The sequence below is a fragment of the Arachidicoccus rhizosphaerae genome (assembly GCF_900107765.1).
Classification (GTDB): Bacteria; Bacteroidota; Bacteroidia; order Chitinophagales; family Chitinophagaceae; genus Arachidicoccus; species Arachidicoccus rhizosphaerae.
In genome coordinates this window covers 1-14938 of sequence record NZ_FNQY01000034.1, presented here as the reverse complement: position 1 = coordinate 14938, position 14938 = coordinate 1, and the positions used below count along the sequence as shown (strand labels likewise).

At 36.1% G+C, this 14938-nt stretch carries 14 protein-coding genes; 10 read left to right on the top strand and 4 right to left on the bottom strand.

The window, feature by feature from the left end:
- The first annotated feature begins 153 nt into the window (after positions 1 to 153).
- The 9 genes from BLU80_RS18055 (at position 154) to BLU80_RS18015 (ending at position 11665) form a co-directional block, all read left to right on the top strand.
- Complete coding sequence (locus BLU80_RS18055) at positions 154 to 1455, top strand: nucleotide sugar dehydrogenase (protein WP_170831287.1); 1302 nt, start codon at positions 154 to 156, stop codon at positions 1453 to 1455.
- A 398-nt stretch (positions 1456 to 1853) separates the two neighbouring features.
- Positions 1854 to 3056 (top strand): hypothetical protein, encoded by a 1203-nt coding sequence (locus BLU80_RS18050; RefSeq protein ID WP_091401203.1) that lies wholly within the window; start codon positions 1854 to 1856, stop codon positions 3054 to 3056.
- 67 nt (positions 3057 to 3123) lie between these two features.
- Entirely contained in the window at positions 3124 to 4266 is a 1143-nt protein-coding gene (locus tag BLU80_RS18045) for a glycosyltransferase family 4 protein (protein ID WP_091401201.1), read from the top strand.
- A gap of 52 nt (positions 4267 to 4318) precedes the next feature.
- Positions 4319 to 5788: a hypothetical protein gene (locus BLU80_RS18040; RefSeq protein ID WP_091401199.1), complete on the top strand. Its 1470-nt coding sequence runs from the start codon at positions 4319 to 4321 to the stop codon at positions 5786 to 5788.
- Positions 5788 to 6771, top strand: coding sequence for a glycosyltransferase (locus BLU80_RS18035; protein ID WP_091401197.1), 984 nt, complete (start codon positions 5788 to 5790; stop codon positions 6769 to 6771). The genes BLU80_RS18040 and BLU80_RS18035 overlap by 1 nt, the downstream gene beginning before the upstream one ends.
- Positions 6768 to 7868, top strand: coding sequence for a non-hydrolyzing UDP-N-acetylglucosamine 2-epimerase (gene wecB / locus BLU80_RS18030; protein WP_091401195.1), 1101 nt, complete (start codon positions 6768 to 6770; stop codon positions 7866 to 7868). The genes BLU80_RS18035 and wecB overlap by 4 nt, the downstream gene beginning before the upstream one ends.
- Complete coding sequence (locus BLU80_RS18025) at positions 7861 to 9477, top strand: alginate lyase family protein (protein WP_091401194.1); 1617 nt, start codon at positions 7861 to 7863, stop codon at positions 9475 to 9477. Before wecB ends, BLU80_RS18025 begins: the two co-directional genes overlap by 8 nt.
- On the top strand, positions 9474 to 10670 hold the full coding sequence (locus tag BLU80_RS18020) for a glycosyltransferase family 4 protein (RefSeq protein ID WP_091401192.1): 1197 nt from the start codon (positions 9474 to 9476) through the stop codon (positions 10668 to 10670). Before BLU80_RS18025 ends, BLU80_RS18020 begins: the two co-directional genes overlap by 4 nt.
- Entirely contained in the window at positions 10667 to 11665 is a 999-nt protein-coding gene (locus BLU80_RS18015; protein ID WP_091401191.1) for an NAD-dependent epimerase/dehydratase family protein, read from the top strand. Before BLU80_RS18020 ends, BLU80_RS18015 begins: the two co-directional genes overlap by 4 nt.
- A 93-nt stretch (positions 11666 to 11758) precedes the next feature.
- On the opposite strand, the gene BLU80_RS18010 is transcribed toward BLU80_RS18015, so the two are convergent.
- Positions 11759 to 12244, bottom strand: a complete 486-nt coding sequence (locus BLU80_RS18010; RefSeq protein ID WP_091401189.1) for a redoxin domain-containing protein — start codon at positions 12242 to 12244, stop codon at positions 11759 to 11761.
- Between the two features lie 19 nt (positions 12245 to 12263).
- The gene (locus BLU80_RS18005; RefSeq protein WP_091401188.1) at positions 12264 to 12482 is read right to left on the bottom strand and encodes a glycoside hydrolase family 32 C-terminal domain-containing protein; all 219 of its coding nucleotides are present in this window, start codon (positions 12480 to 12482) and stop codon (positions 12264 to 12266) included.
- Positions 12483 to 12594: 112 nt separating this feature from the next.
- Here BLU80_RS18005 and tnpA point away from each other — a divergent pair, with 112 nt between their 5' ends.
- On the top strand, positions 12595 to 12885 hold the full coding sequence (gene tnpA, locus BLU80_RS18000; protein ID WP_091395897.1) for an IS66 family insertion sequence element accessory protein TnpA: 291 nt from the start codon (positions 12595 to 12597) through the stop codon (positions 12883 to 12885).
- On the opposite strand, the gene tnpC is transcribed toward tnpA, so the two are convergent.
- Both tnpC and tnpB read right to left on the bottom strand, forming a co-directional pair.
- Positions 12869 to 14485: an IS66 family transposase gene (gene tnpC, locus BLU80_RS17995; protein ID WP_091395900.1), complete on the bottom strand. Its 1617-nt coding sequence runs from the start codon at positions 14483 to 14485 to the stop codon at positions 12869 to 12871. The two genes, tnpA and tnpC, sit on opposite strands and share 17 nt — an antisense overlap.
- A 39-nt stretch (positions 14486 to 14524) precedes the next feature.
- On the bottom strand, positions 14525 to 14866 hold the full coding sequence (gene tnpB, locus BLU80_RS17990) for an IS66 family insertion sequence element accessory protein TnpB (protein ID WP_091395903.1): 342 nt from the start codon (positions 14864 to 14866) through the stop codon (positions 14525 to 14527).
- Positions 14867 to 14938: the final 72 nt, after the last annotated feature.

Below are 14938 nucleotides of genomic sequence, written 5' to 3'. Positions count from 1 at the left end.
TCTTTCAGTTTTTAAAAGATGCGATTTTTAACGAATTCACTTTAATCGCCTTGCTTTTCTTTGATATAATTGGGTAATTTTGCCCTAAATCTTTAATTTTTAGGCGGGTAGGAAAGGGGGATATAAAAACACAAACAGATTAAATACAATAATATGATGTTATTAGAGAATAAAAAAATTGCAATTATTGGACTCGGGTATGTAGGGTTACCCTTAGCGATTGAGTTTTCTAGATATTTTCCGGTGTTTGGCTTCGATATTGATAAGTGTAGAGTGAAGGAATTGAACGAAGGGGTAGATAAAACTCAAGAAGCAGATTTAGATAGGTTAAATGAAGTCTTGACATTAGCGAAAAAAACTAATTTTGAAAGGGGGTTGGTTTGTTCGAACGACCTGAATGATCTTAACAATGCTAATATATTCATTGTCACTGTTCCAACACCTATAGATAAATATAATTCACCAGACTTGAATCCTTTACTAAAAGCTTCTGAAATGCTGGGGAGCGTGCTAAAAAAGGGTGACTGGGTGATTTATGAGTCGACGGTATATCCAGGATGTACTGAAGAAGAATGTGTACCTGTTTTGGAAAAGATATCGGGATTGTCGTTTAATAAGGATTTCTATTGCGGTTATTCTCCTGAAAGGATTAATCCTGGTGATAAGATACATACACTCACGAATACAATGAAAATAACATCAGGTTCGACTCCGGAAGTAGCCCTTCAAATTGATGAATTATATAAAACGATTATAAAGGCTGGAACACATTTGGCGCCTAGTATGAAAGTTGCAGAGGCTGGTAAGGCTATTGAAAATGCCCAACGAGATGTTAATATCTCGTTTGTAAATGAGTTGGCGTTAATTTTTGATAGGATCGGAATTGATACTAATGATGTTTTGGATGCAGCTGGTACGAAGTATAATTTTTTAAAGTACAAACCTGGTTTCGTAGGTGGGCATTGTATTAGTGTGGATCCCTATTATTTAGCACATAAAGCAACTATGTTAGGTTATCATCCTCAGGTTATCTTATCTGGCCGCCGCGTTAATGACATGGTTGCGCCATTTGTAGCTAATAAAGTAATTAAATTAATGATTCATAAAGGGCTCTCTATAAAAAAATCACGTATTTTAATTTTAGGTATTACTTTTAAGGAAAATTGCCCAGATATTCGGAATACCAAGGTTGTTGATATGTATAAGGAGTTGTTAGAATTTGGCTCGGATGTTGATATTTATGACCCCTGGGCCGATAATTCGGAGGTAAAGCGTGAATATGGCATTAATATATTAGAAAAAATTGATGAAGGTGTTAATTATAATTCCATAATTGTAGCCGTTGGTCATAGTAGCTTCCAAAGATTTGATTTTAGAAGATATAAAGAAAAAGGGGCAGTCATTTTTGATACGAAGGCTATTTTGGCGAGGGAGTTAGTTGATGGTAGGTTGTAATTCGGCTCTATTCAGCTGTTGGAGAAAAGTATCTAATTGGTTATTTTTTATTTAAATGCAGCCCGTGGGTGTATAAACATAAGTGATTTTAAATTTATAGAATTATTGTATGTATTGTTCTAGGTATTGACTGGTAATGATTTCATTAATTTAAGGTTAATAGTTTTAAGGCAATTTGTTCTTTCGAAGTAACAGAGGTTTATTGAATGTCAAAATATAAAAATCAATTTTCACATAAAAGTTATAATTTAGATTTGAGATACACAATATTTTCATGTTGTGTATTTGGATTAATATGTATATTCTTAACTTTAGTTTCCAATAGTTTTGTATTTTTATTTTCGTCGCTCCTGTTTCCTTCCCTAATTTTTTTAATAAGTTTTTTTATAAATAAAGAAATGAGGGTTAGGTTTACAAGACTTGTTATAACTGTTTTTATTATATATGTAGTTTATGCTATCTTTACTCAAGCGGTTTTCGTGCAGGATTGCTTTCGTGATTTTTATGTAGATTCAGACGAAGCAAAGTTCATACGACTTGCTGATGGTTTAGCTCATCGTTCCTATTCTAGCATATGGAAACAGTCCTTTGGTGCATTTAAATACTCTGATACTCCTCTTTTTTATGCCATTATTGGAACTATTCAGAAGGCCATTGATATGGATATATATTACAGCCTTCTGTTTCAAAAAATTGTCGTAGCATTTCTATCTAGTATAATTTCAGGCATTGTATATTTAATGGGATGCAATGTCACTGGCAGTAGAAAAATTGCTTTTAAGTCTGCAATGGTGTATTCTTTTTTTACTGCCATTGTATTTTATTCTATTAGTTTCATGCGGGATGTTCATATTGCGTTAATATTCTGTATAGGGCTATATTTAATTACAAATGAGAAATATAATATCAGTTGTTATTTATATTTAGTGATACTAGGTGTATTGGCTTATTTTATTAGGGTCGAGAATGGCTTATTTTTTCTTTCTTTTATAGGCGCGTGGATGATGAAGTCTACAGGGAAATACCGTCCTCTATTTATATTGATAGGCATTATTTTTTCGATTGTGGGGATTTATACTTTAGGAGGATTAAGTTCAATTATACAGACTGCGTCTGAAACCGCTGATATTTATCAAAATAGAGCTATCGAACTTTCCACCGCAGGTTCGCTGGGTGTGCAACTAAATAAGTTGCCGATACCCTTTAATTATATTGCAAAAACAATTTTCGGGCAATTAGATCCATTTCCATTTTGGGCGTATTTCAATGATAAGTTATCCGTTTTGGAAAACCTTCTTTATTTACCACGTGTTATAGCTGGGTTGTTTTGGTTTGTAGTTTGGCTTCGAATTTGCATGAATCTTAAAGTTAATAAATTGTTTTTTAGTCGCTATAAATGGGCGATTTTGGTTTCTTTATTGTATTTAGTTTTGGTTTCTACTGGTCAAACAAATCCGAGACGGTTGATGGCGGTATATCCAATTATTTTTATGGCTTATATTAGTATTGATAAAAAGCTTATAAGATATAAAGAAATTGTATTCGGAATTGCCAGCTATTTTTTATTAATATTAATTTATTTGGCTCTTAAAATCGGTTAACGTTAGTTGTAGTGTCTCGCAAAATTTTTTTGTGGGAAACTTTGGATAAAGATTAAATATAAATTTTGTGAAAGTTTTACAAATTATACCAAATTTGGCTGGTGGCGGGGCTGAGCGGTTTGTGGTAGATTTATGTAATGAATTAGTTAGAAATCATGAAGTGCATCTAGTGACACTTTATGACTTGGGAGATGATGACTTTTTTAAAGAGAAGATTGATTCAAAAGTGAAGACGATGTCTTTAAATAAAAAAGAATCATTCGATTTGAGTATTTTTGGCAAATTATATAGGTGCATTAACACAATTAGACCTGATATAATTCATTGCCATTTGCGGTCATTGAATTATTTGATGCCAATAATCTTTGCAATGCCTAAAATGGCCCTAATCCATACTGTCCACAATGATGCATTTATTGAATGTCCAAGTAGAGTAATAAGATTTGCAAGAAAAATATTTTTTCGAGGAAGAAAGCGCATGGCGGTTACAATTTCTCAGGAGAGTTCCAATAGTTTTGTGTCTGCATATGGTGATTTGCCTTATAAGCAAATATTTAATGGAAGCGAGATTCTAAAAAGGGAAGATATTAGGGAAGACTATATTTCATTAGTTGAAGCTGCTAAAAAGGGTCATTCTACGAAGGTTTTCGTGAATATAGGAAGGCTGGTGAAACAAAAAAATCAACTAATGCTTGTGCGGGCATTCGAGAAATTGATTAAAAATGATAAAGCCGACGCAATATTATTGATTATTGGTGGAAAAAGGTCGACACAAGAAAGTCTTTCGATTGAAAATGAACTGTTGGCAATTTCTGAAGTAAGTGGAAATATTCACTTATTAGGGGAGCGTAAAAATGCGGTTGATTTTTTGTTTTTGGCGGATTTCTTTTGTTTATCTTCAATATATGAGGGGATGCCTATTTCATTGATAGAGTCTTTTGGTGTAGGATTAATACCAGTTTGCACACCAGTCGGAGGTGTTCCGGAGATGATAACTTTATTGGATGGTACTTTATTGGCAAAAGGTGTTAATGAAGAGGATTATTATCAAGCTTTAAAGGCCGCGTTCCAAATACCAGCGGATAGGAAAAGATATTTACAGGAAAAGGCTATTCAAGTTTTCCGTCAATATTTTTCAATTGAACATTGTGCTGATAATTATCTCCAACTTTACAAGGAACTTCTAACTAACGCCAGCTTCAGGAGTTGATCAACATGTTAATTTTTTAACTAATTTTGAAGATATATTAAAAGGTATTTATATGAAGTCAAAATGCGTTTCTATTATAATAGGCATTCTAATATGTCTTACTTCCTGTTATTCTCAAGGAAGCGGTATAAAGACCTTTTGTTATAATGCTTGGAATAACGGCGTTAATCAATTAACGGAAGTCCCATCGGATGAAATAATACCTGTGCCACTGGGCAGCGATAATTATAGGATAATCAAGATCTTAAATAAATCTTCCGGCACGTTGGTAATCAATGGGGTAATGTGTGTTTCTAAAATTGCAAGTGTTAAAGTTTACGAGCTCCCCGTAATGAAAGATTTTGGTTTTCAGTCTGTATTAGATGTAATGATCCCATTTTCCGGAAACCCAATTATACTGAATAAAAATGGATCAAAATATTTTTTACTTAAAATTACAGGATTACAAAGCGGAGCTGCAGATCTCATTACCAACATTACTATTGGCGGCGTTAAAAGTATTGCCTTAACCAAAAAAATAAAAGTTGCTTCTCTAGGAAATTATAAGTTAAATTTAAACGTTTGGTCCTATTTTAATTATCCACTTTTGAAAGGTATTAGACAGACCGTGATTTACGATTTACAAAATCATAATGCTAATGTTCTTGTTATACCTCCAGCAGGTATGCCTTCTCCTTCTTCATTGAAACCAGATGGGGCTATACTAAAAACATATATTAAAGACGCTAACAAGTTTGATTATTACTTACTTTTTTTGAATTATAATACTTTAGTTAAGCCACCATTCTTGTTTAGTTCAGCGTGGCAAACAAGATTTTTAAATTGGTGTTCAACTATTAAAGATGTTTTCAAAGAAAAAGGAATACCCCTCTCAAAGGTTCTATTATATCCTTACGATGAGCCGACCCCGGCCCAAGCTGAATATTTTGTTCGTTTGTGGGAATTTTGTAATAAAAATAATGTTGGGCTGTCTTTTTACTCGACCATTGTAGATCCCAATTCAGCATTTATTGCCTATTATACCAAAGTTGTACAATCAAATATTAAGTCTGCTACGGTCGCTGCTGTTAAAAAGCATTTAGGGAAGCAGTCTCAATTATGGTTATATGACATTAAAGCACAAAGCCGCGATATTCGCCCTCAAAAATATTTGCAATGTGGTTGGCAGGCATATATTGATGGGGCTACGGGAATCGGAGTTTGGAATTATGGCGACGTAAGCAGTGCCTTTACAAGTCAAAATGTAGAAAAAATGCTTTCTCCTCAAAATGATATTGGTACTTGGCAATTGCCAGTACTGAATAAAGTTAAGGACTATTCTCTAGTCTATAGACAAGGGAATAATCTTTATTCTAGTATAAGATGGGAAGCTCTATCTTATTCGAAATGTGAATATGGTTTTTTAAAATTATATGAGAAAAAGTATGGCAGCAGTAGCGCAATGAAATTAGCGTCAGATTTGAAGAGCAATAAGGAATCTCTGTCGGATTGGGAGAAAGTTAAAGTAAGCTTATTAGAATAATGAGGCCTAAACAAGATATTTTGGTTTTGGGTACAGTTCCTCCTCCTATTGGAGGGGTTACTATTCACGTCAAAAGGTTGTGTGAACATTTGGACACCTTTGCTATTCCATTTGAGTTTGTAGATTTTAGAAAGGTAAACAAGGTTATATTGTTAAAAAAAATATGGAACTCTAAAATAATACATTTACATTCCTCTAGTCCTGTATTTAGATTTCTGATTGCGTTATTTTGCTTTTTTTGCTTAAATAAGAAGTTGCTTTTAACTATTCATGGAAATATAGGGCGATTTGGGAAAGCCAAAAATTTGTTGGATTTAATTGCGATAAGTCTTTCGACAGTTCCGATTGTCCTTAATGATAGTAGCTATGAGCTTTCGATGAGGTTTAATCGAAATACTGTGCTAATTAGTGCATTTATTCCGGCTATTGAAACAGTCGAATTGGGTGATGATCTGCTTCGAAGCATACAATTATTAAAGAAAAGCTTGGGTTGCGTATATGCCACTAACGCTTCTAATATTAATTTTGATAATGAAGGGAATGAAATTTATCAAATTTCAGCTTTGATTAATTTATTTAAGGAACGGCCTAAAGAAGGATTGATTATTTCTGATCCATCAGGCAATTATTTTAATTTTTGTGTAAAAAATGGAGCTATTGTTCCTGAAAATATACTATTTATCACTATTCCACATGATTTTAATTCAGTTATCAAAACTGTCGATTGTGTAATTCGTTTTACAACTACAGATGGGGATTCGTTATCTGTTAAAGAGAGCCTGTATTGGGGGAGGCCAGTTATTGCAACAAATGTTGTTTCAAGGCCATCGGGCACTATTCTTGTCGATAATGATATTGTAAGTTTAACCTATGTATTAGACAATAGAGAACTGACGGGAAATTATTGCACTCATGAAACGGAGAATGGAGCAGTTGCCATAATAGAATTATACAAGAAAATTTTAAAATTAATTAAAGAATGAAAATAACATTAGTTGCTGCAGCACGCCCCAATTTTATGAAAATTGCGCCAATTATAGAGGCGATTAATAATCATAATATCCATGAAGAAATTATTGACTATCGCTTAGTTCATACAGGTCAACATTATGATAAGAATATGAGTGATAGTTTTTTTGATGAATTGGGTATACCCCAGCCGAATGTTAATTTAAATTGTGGTGGCGGAACCCAAGCGGAACAAACGGCTCATATTATGATGGCGTTTGAGAATGAGTTAGCAGCCAATCCAGCAGATCTTGTCCTTGTCGTCGGGGATGTTACATCAACTATGGCTTGTTCAATTGTTGCCAAGAAAATGGCGATAAAAGTTGCACATGTGGAAGCTGGGATTCGGTCTGGTGATATGTTAATGCCAGAAGAAATAAATCGAATTGTTACCGACGCTATTACTGATTATTTTTTTACAACGTCTGATGTGGCGAATATTAATTTGAGGTCAATGGGTATTCCAGATGAGAGGATCTTTTATGTTGGAAATGTGATGATTGATACATTGTTGAAAAATCGGTCAAGATTTAGAAGGCCGGCTGTTTGGGAACAACTGAAGTTGAAAGAAAAAGAATATTTGGTTATGACTCTTCATCGTCCATCTAATGTAGACGAAGAGACTAAGCTAAAATATTATATTGATGAGTTGCTTGAGTCAAGTACCCCTTTGCCTTTAGTTTTTCCTGTCCATCCAAGAACTGCAAAAATTCTAAACAAGTTGGGAGTTAAACATAATCGGCTACATTTAATTGAGCCTCTCGGATATTTAGAGTTTAATTTTTTGGTTGAAAATTCCAAAGCTGTCATTACAGATTCCGGCGGAATTACTGAAGAGACCTCTATTATGAATATTCCATGCATGACGTTGCGAGATAACACAGAAAGGCCAGAGACTATATCGTTGGGAACTAATGAGTTGATAGGGGCTGATCCTCATTCTATAAGACCTACAATGGAAAAGCTATTTTCGGGCAATTGGAAGCAATCGAAAAGTATTCCCTTATGGGATGGGAATGCTGCTGAACGCATTAAAGATTGCATTCTCAAAATTTATGGAATAGATGCTTAATAAAGTTCACATAGTTGCACGTGTGCTACGGACGCTTAGATTTTTAAAATTCAAACAGATACAATATCAGATTATTTATCGGTTGAGTAAAGCTAAGGACCTATCTGCTTACAATGGGAAATATGACGAAAGCCGGATAACACTCTTGGATTTTAGTGTTCAACCCCCTGTTTATAAAACCGTTTTAGATGCAGATAGAAATCATTTTGTATTTTTAAATCTTGAAAAGAAGTTTGATAAATCGATTGAATGGGGTTTTGATGAATTCGGAAAATTATGGAATTATAATTTGCAGTATTGCCATTTTGTCTTTCAGGAAGATATTTCGAAATCAAAAAAGGAGAGTTGGCTTTCCGATCTATATTTTCTTTTAGATGACGGCCAGCTAGAACTGGAGTCGTATCCTGCGTCTTTACGTTCTATTAATGTAATTCGTTTGATAAACAGAGAACCTAGCATATTCAATGATAATCTTCTTCGTTATCTGCATGCCGAATTGGATTTTCTGAGCAATAGATTGGAATATCATTTGTTGGCAAATCATTTATTAGAGAATCTTTTTGCGCTATTAATGGGAGGCGCTTTTTTTGGAGAAATAAAGTGGATTAATAAAGCGACTCGCCTATTGAAAGCCCAGTTGGAAGAACAAATCTTACCAGATGGAGGGCATTTCGAACTAAGTCCTATGTATCACCAAATCATTCTGTTTCGTTTACTAGAATTAATAGATTGGTATAAGGAATGGCCAGACGGGGATGAGGTTTTTGAATATTATTTAAGGGACAAGGCCGAAAGAATGGTATCTTGGCTTAAGCAAATATCATTTGTAAACGGGGAAATCCCATATTTTAATGATAGCACTAGCGGTATTTCTTTTTCGACAGATTGGTTGTTGGATTATAGTGCAAAACTGGGTATTATTCTGAGGGCCGATTTTCAATTAAGAGAATCTGGTTATCGAGTTTATAATACAGTAAATTATGAATGTAGGGTAGATGTTGGGCAAATTGGCGCATCCTATCAGCCTGGTCATGCTCATGCAGACACATTGTCTTTTGTATTAAACGTTGCCGGTAGGCCGTTTTTAATTGACCCGGGTATTTCTACTTATATAAAGGGTAGGCAAAGGCTATTGGAGCGTTCAACTCATATGCATAATACCGTTGTGGTGGATGGGATTAATTCGAGTGAAGTTTATGGTGCTTTTCGCGTAGGAAGAAGGGCTATAGCCTGTGATGTGGAGGAATATTTGACACCGGGAATAGCTCATCTATCTGCTTATCATAACGGATATTTATTTAAAGGAATAAAACATAAAAGGGCTTGGGAATTTTCTGAAAACTTAATATTGATTCACGATATTGTGGAGTCAAGTAAAGAATCTGAAGCTAGGGTTAATCTCATTTTTAGTCATGAAATAGGCACGCGAATTTTAAAAATAAATGATGTTCTTTATTTTGATAATCTTAAAATTGAATTTAGTGAAAATTTAGGAATAGCTTTAATTGAGATTGATTGTCCAATTGGCTATAATCTATTTGAGAAAGCTATTAAAGCAGAAGTCATATTCAAAAAAGAACTACTCACGAAGATAGAATTAAAAAGATGAAATTACTAATTTTTACGAATTATTTTCCTCCTGAAATGGGTGCTGCATCAAATCGCATATTTTATCTTGCAAATGGTTTAAAAATGCTTGGTCATGATGTGGAAATTGTTGCACCTCTACCCAATTACCCTGAAGGTGAGATTTTTGATGACTACAAGAGAAAGTTTAGTCGAATAGAGAAGATACAAGGAATTATAGTAAATCGTTATTGGATTTATGCCACAATATCCAAGAAGCCTGTTCAAAGAGCCTTAGGAATGGTTTCGTTTGCGGCATCTTTTTGGGTTGGTCTTTTTAGGTTTCGGAAAAAGAAACCAGATGTTGTTATTATTCAGCATTCACCATTATTTGTATCTTTTTCGGCTTTGGTTTTGTCTAGATTTTTCAAAGGATGTAAGAAGGTGTTGAATGTTTCAGATTTGTGGCCTTTATCAGCATTGGAGTTAGGTGTGATGCAAGAGGGTAAAATGTTTAGCTTATTGGAGAAAATAGAAAATTATAATTATCTTCATTCTGATTTGATAATGGGACAGTCTAATGAGATACTGACACATGTTAGCTCGAGATGTAATAAATCAGTATTTTTATATCGTAATATAGGGCCCAATGAGGAAAATGACTCCAAGAATACTTTTAAATTCGAAGGTGTAAAAAAGATTATTTATGCCGGGTTGCTAGGTGTTGCACAAGGAGTTTATCAAATTTGTAAAAATGTAGATTTTAAGACGTTAGGAGTAGAGTTTCACATTTATGGAGGAGGCAATGAAGAGGCACTCATTAAAGAGTATTTGATGACGAATAAGGACAGCAATATATTTTTTCATGGGAGTCTTAGAAAGTCAGAGTTGCATAAGGTGTTGCCGAGATTTCACGCTTCGATTGTACCTTTGGCTAGTAGAATTTATGGAGCTGTCCCTTCGAAAATTTATGAATTAATTGCCTTAAGTGTGCCGGTTCTATTTTGCGGAGGAGGAGAGGGTGCTCAAATTATTAGTGAAAATGAGGTTGGATTTACTTCTGATCCGGGTAATTTTGAACAATTATCAAATAATATAATTAAATTAAAAGAGCTAAATGACGAAGCTTATGGGAAATTACTGGAAAATTGTATGAAGATGGCAAATAGTCAGTTGAATTTTCAGAATCAAATAGAACAGTTTAATTGTGAATTAAAAATATTAAAATCGAAATGAAAATAGCAATCATTGGTGGATCTGGTTTTGTTGGGACACGGCTTATTAATGAGCTCAAGGAACATGGCCATTCTGAGGTAATAAATATAGATAAGCAACCGAGTCATTTCTATCCTGAGATTACGACTCTCGCAAATGTTTTGGATCAGAACAAGTTGGATGAGTTATTAGCTGGTCAAGATTTAGTTGTTCTTTTAGCTGCCGAACATAGAGATGATGTGACTCCTAAAACTTTATATTATGATGTTAACGTTCAAGGAATGCGAAATGTACTTAATTCCATGGATACAAATGGTATAAAAAGAATTATATTTACAAGTTCTGTCGCAGTTTATGGATTAAATAAGGAAAATCCTAGTGAATTGAATCCTGTTGATCCATTTAATGAATATGGTAAAACAAAATATCAAGCTGAGGAAGTCCTGCAAAAATGGTATGCAAAGGATGGAAGTCGGAATGTGAATATTGTACGACCTACGGTTATTTTTGGTGAACGTAATAGAGGAAATGTTTTCAATTTGCTTCGGCAAATAAGTTCCGGTAAATTTATGATGGTCGGCAACGGCGATAATAAAAAGTCTATGGCCTATATTGGGAATATTGTGACGTTCTTGCGATTTTTTATTGAGAAGCTGTCGCATGGGTATAATGTTTTTAATTATGTTGACAAGCCTGATTTTACAATGAATGAACTGGTAACCCATATTGGTACCGTTTTGGAAAGAAATATTCCTACTACCAAAGTGCCCTACGCGATTGGAATGTTGGGTGGATTTGGCTTTGATTTTTTGGCTAAATTGTCTGGTAAGAAATTTAATATAAGTAGCGTGCGGGTCAAGAAATTTTGTGCGACGACACAGTTTGATGCGTCAGCTTTGATGACTTTGGGTTTTGTACCTCCTTATACTCTTGCCGAAGGGCTAGCAAATACGCTGCGGTATGAGTTTGTTGAAAAGAGAGATTCGAGTAGAGATATAACTTTTACAACTGAGTAATTTATTAACATGGAAATCCTAAACAACATACTGTTCATATTTATTGTATTTAAATTTAGGTCTCCTTTTGTTTAATAATAATAATGAAATTCACTATAACCCCTTCAGTCTCTGAACCAAATCGCCAAACCCTTTTTCAGAGTAATAGGCCTTTTGCAGGTCGCCGTTTTTGTTATAAAGCGCCATAAAAGGCAGGCTGGTAAGTTGATAATAGTTTTTTAAGAAAAACCTTTCGAGTTCGGTGCCGAGATAAAAATTGCTATATTTATTCAGCCCATACTTTCTGGCAAAATTTCCCACAGCAGTTACCGGGTAATAAGTGATCATTGCCATAGAGGCCTTATCAAATGCATGGATGTGCTGGATAATTTCTTCAGTGAGCTTCTGGCAATGATCACAGTCTGGGAGAAAATATACTAATACAATCGGTTTGCCATAAGGCAGCTCCTCTGCCTTAAACACCTTACCATTCACCTGCTCCATTCTAAATGGAGGCAGTTTTGTATGTTGTGCATACACTGAGGTTAACAGGGTCATGACCCCTAAAGTCAATATGGTGATGCGGCTGACGTGCTTCATGGTAGACGTATTGTATAATTTATTTCCTCCTGTTTTCTAAATTCCAGATCCTTAACTTCTCAAATTTGGCCTTTCCCTCAGCAAATACAGATAGACCGGTTTCTTTGTCGTCCGGGTATAACATTGTCGTAATTACCCGCTCTCCGTCATTACCAAAAACTTCCAGGGATGATTTGTCCAGTAATACCTGGATTTTAATTTGACCGTTGACAGGTTTTAATGGTGCGGTAAGCACCATTGTTTCCGGTGTCTTATATTTAATATTTGCTGCGCTAAAGTAAGCGTTCGGCGAGAACCGTCATTGTCATTAAATACCCGGGATTTACTTTTGCCATCTAAAATTGATAATTATGACAAAGGTAAATCGGGAAGAAGTTATGGCGTTAATCAACAGCAAGCCTGATGGGCAGCGAGTCAAGAATTTCTGCGCAGAAAAGGGAATCACTGAAACGTTTTATTACTACTGGCGCAATAAATTAAACAAGAGTAAATCAGATAGTGTATCTGCCGGATTTATTCCCGTTCGTATTAAGGATATCTCTCAAAACGGGCACCTATTGGCGAGTATTGATTTACCGGGAAAAGCCGTGATCCATGTGTATGATGCGACAGTTATAGCTGCGCTCATGCATATTTTATAGCCGTGTGCTCCGGAGACTGTCTGATTGCAGATTTATCAGCTCTGCTCCAGTGATGCGGCAAAAGCTCTTTGATATTTTTCTGTTTATGTGTACTGATACGACTGATGACATCCTTTAGATATTCATAGGGATCTACGCTGTATTCCTTACAGCATGCCATTAGCGAATACATCAAAGCGATCCGTTCAGCGCCATGATGCGATCCGGCGAACAGGTAGTTCTTGCGACCTAAGGCTAAACTTCTTATGAGGGATTCGATTCCATTATTATCTATGGGGATAAATGTATAATGAGTATAGGTCAATAACTTATCCCAACGGCTCAATGCATAATGTATAGCTTTACCGATAGGTGAGTCCGGCAACACCTGCGAAGCATTGGCTATCAGCCATTGTTTCAGTTCTTTAAGGATAGGCAGAGCCCTGGTCTCCCGCACTTCCACAATTTGTTTATCATTTAACTGCTGTTCTTTGATCTCCCGCTCAATATGATAGACCTTCTGGATCTCTGTCATATAATGATTAGCCCTCACCGGGTCATATGGTAACGCTTTTTCGAAGTACCTTCTTGAATGGGCGTGACAATGCACCAGGGTAATATCTTCCCTGCCGCCTACACGCGCATCCTCATAACAGGTGTAACCATCTACCTGCAAAAATCCCCGATAATCCTCCAGCATCTCTATCGGCCCCGATTTATCCCGGCCTCGCCGGTAATCAAACAGTACCAGACGCTTCTGAGGGTGTCGGTAGACCCACATCCAGCCGCGGTGTGTTTTACCTTTTTTGTCGCTATCCAGTACCCGTATATGGCTCTCATCCGCCTGAAGGACTGGACCGGATAAAACTTCTGTTTTCAGTGCATCCATCAGTGGCGCAAGCATTACATGGATACTGTCCATCCAGCCGTTGACAGTTCCGGCAGCCAGTTCGACGCCCAGATAAGCAAAGCGCTTCAACTGCCTGTCTATGGGCATATGATACAGAAACTTGTCTACAGCAATAGCTGCCAGCAGGCCTGCTTCAGGAATACCTTTCTCAATGGGTCCCTGCACCGATTCTGCCTGTACAATATGACGTACACGTGTCTGTTCGTCTATCTGGATATACTTTGGATAAACATACCTGTTAACGGTCAGTTTGGAGGGTTGATAATCCAGCCGCTCTGTTACGTCCTGGCCGATTTGAACATAACCGGTCAGATCCATCTGTGGCTCTTGCGTAATGGTATTTCTTTCTAAATGAGCCGGGAATGGGTTGCGGCCAGGGCGGACATACATTTTCTTTACAGGTGCGGGCTTTTGCTTTTCACCAACAGTCGTCACCCCTTTTACTTCAATATTACCAATCTCCTCTAAGGCAAACAAAATAGGCACCTGGCCAGCAGCGTTGGCTAAAGGAATGAACCGTTCCGTTTTGGAACCATAGATCACCCTGTTCTGCTCGTCAATAATTCTTTTCTGTTCTTCTACCTTAAGCTTAAGACCTTTGTTCTCGTCCAGCAAAGCAGCATTCTCTGCCCGCAGCGTCTTTACTTCTGCGGTCAGCTCATCTACTCTTTTGATCAGCGCATGAACAATATTTATGAGGTCCTTACTCATATTGCAAATATATGTAATATAAATTATCTAATCAAAATATTATACCACATTTTTTATTGAAAAACGCTTCTTTTTTCTATAGCGTTCCAACACCACACCACTGATCATTAATTGCAACTCGTATGCTTCTATCTGTCCATTAGGCGGTACGGCAAATGTACCTTTTACGAGGCGTTTGTGGAAAATCTCAAAGCCATCCTCTGACCACCGAAGCAACTTACACTGATTTTTTCGTTTGTTGATAAATATAAAAATATCTCCCGACAATAAATTTCCCTCCATATGGGCATTCACAATGCCACCGAGCCGATCGAAGCTGTATCGCATATTGCAGGCGTCTTGATAAACGTAGTAGCGGCAAGTATTTGAATAAGAGATCATATTCCAATAATTAGCCGGCAAATCTAATCTAGCTACTCATAAAGGCAATGACGGTTCTAGCCGAACGCTTAC

What these genes read in the sequence shown, in the direction of transcription:
- BLU80_RS18055 (WP_170831287.1), top strand. Translation starts at nt 154, where the DNA reads ATGATGTTATTAGAGAATAAAAAAATTGCAATTATTGGACTCGGGTAT.
- BLU80_RS18050 (WP_091401203.1), top strand. Translation starts at nt 1,854, where the DNA reads ATGAGGGTTAGGTTTACAAGACTTGTTATAACTGTTTTTATTATATAT.
- BLU80_RS18040 (WP_091401199.1), top strand. Translation starts at nt 4,319, where the DNA reads ATGAAGTCAAAATGCGTTTCTATTATAATAGGCATTCTAATATGTCTT.
- BLU80_RS18035 (WP_091401197.1), top strand. Translation starts at nt 5,788, where the DNA reads ATGAGGCCTAAACAAGATATTTTGGTTTTGGGTACAGTTCCTCCTCCT.
- wecB (WP_091401195.1), top strand. Translation starts at nt 6,768, where the DNA reads ATGAAAATAACATTAGTTGCTGCAGCACGCCCCAATTTTATGAAAATT.
- BLU80_RS18025 (WP_091401194.1), top strand. Translation starts at nt 7,861, where the DNA reads ATGCTTAATAAAGTTCACATAGTTGCACGTGTGCTACGGACGCTTAGA.
- BLU80_RS18020 (WP_091401192.1), top strand. Translation starts at nt 9,474, where the DNA reads ATGAAATTACTAATTTTTACGAATTATTTTCCTCCTGAAATGGGTGCT.
- BLU80_RS18015 (WP_091401191.1), top strand. Translation starts at nt 10,667, where the DNA reads ATGAAAATAGCAATCATTGGTGGATCTGGTTTTGTTGGGACACGGCTT.
- BLU80_RS18010 (WP_091401189.1), bottom strand. Translation starts at nt 12,244, where the DNA reads ATGAAGCACGTCAGCCGCATCACCATATTGACTTTAGGGGTCATGACC.
- BLU80_RS18005 (WP_091401188.1), bottom strand. Translation starts at nt 12,482, where the DNA reads ATGGTGCTTACCGCACCATTAAAACCTGTCAACGGTCAAATTAAAATC.
- tnpA (WP_091395897.1), top strand. Translation starts at nt 12,595, where the DNA reads ATGACAAAGGTAAATCGGGAAGAAGTTATGGCGTTAATCAACAGCAAG.
- tnpC (WP_091395900.1), bottom strand. Translation starts at nt 14,485, where the DNA reads ATGAGTAAGGACCTCATAAATATTGTTCATGCGCTGATCAAAAGAGTA.
- tnpB (WP_091395903.1), bottom strand. Translation starts at nt 14,866, where the DNA reads ATGATCTCTTATTCAAATACTTGCCGCTACTACGTTTATCAAGACGCC.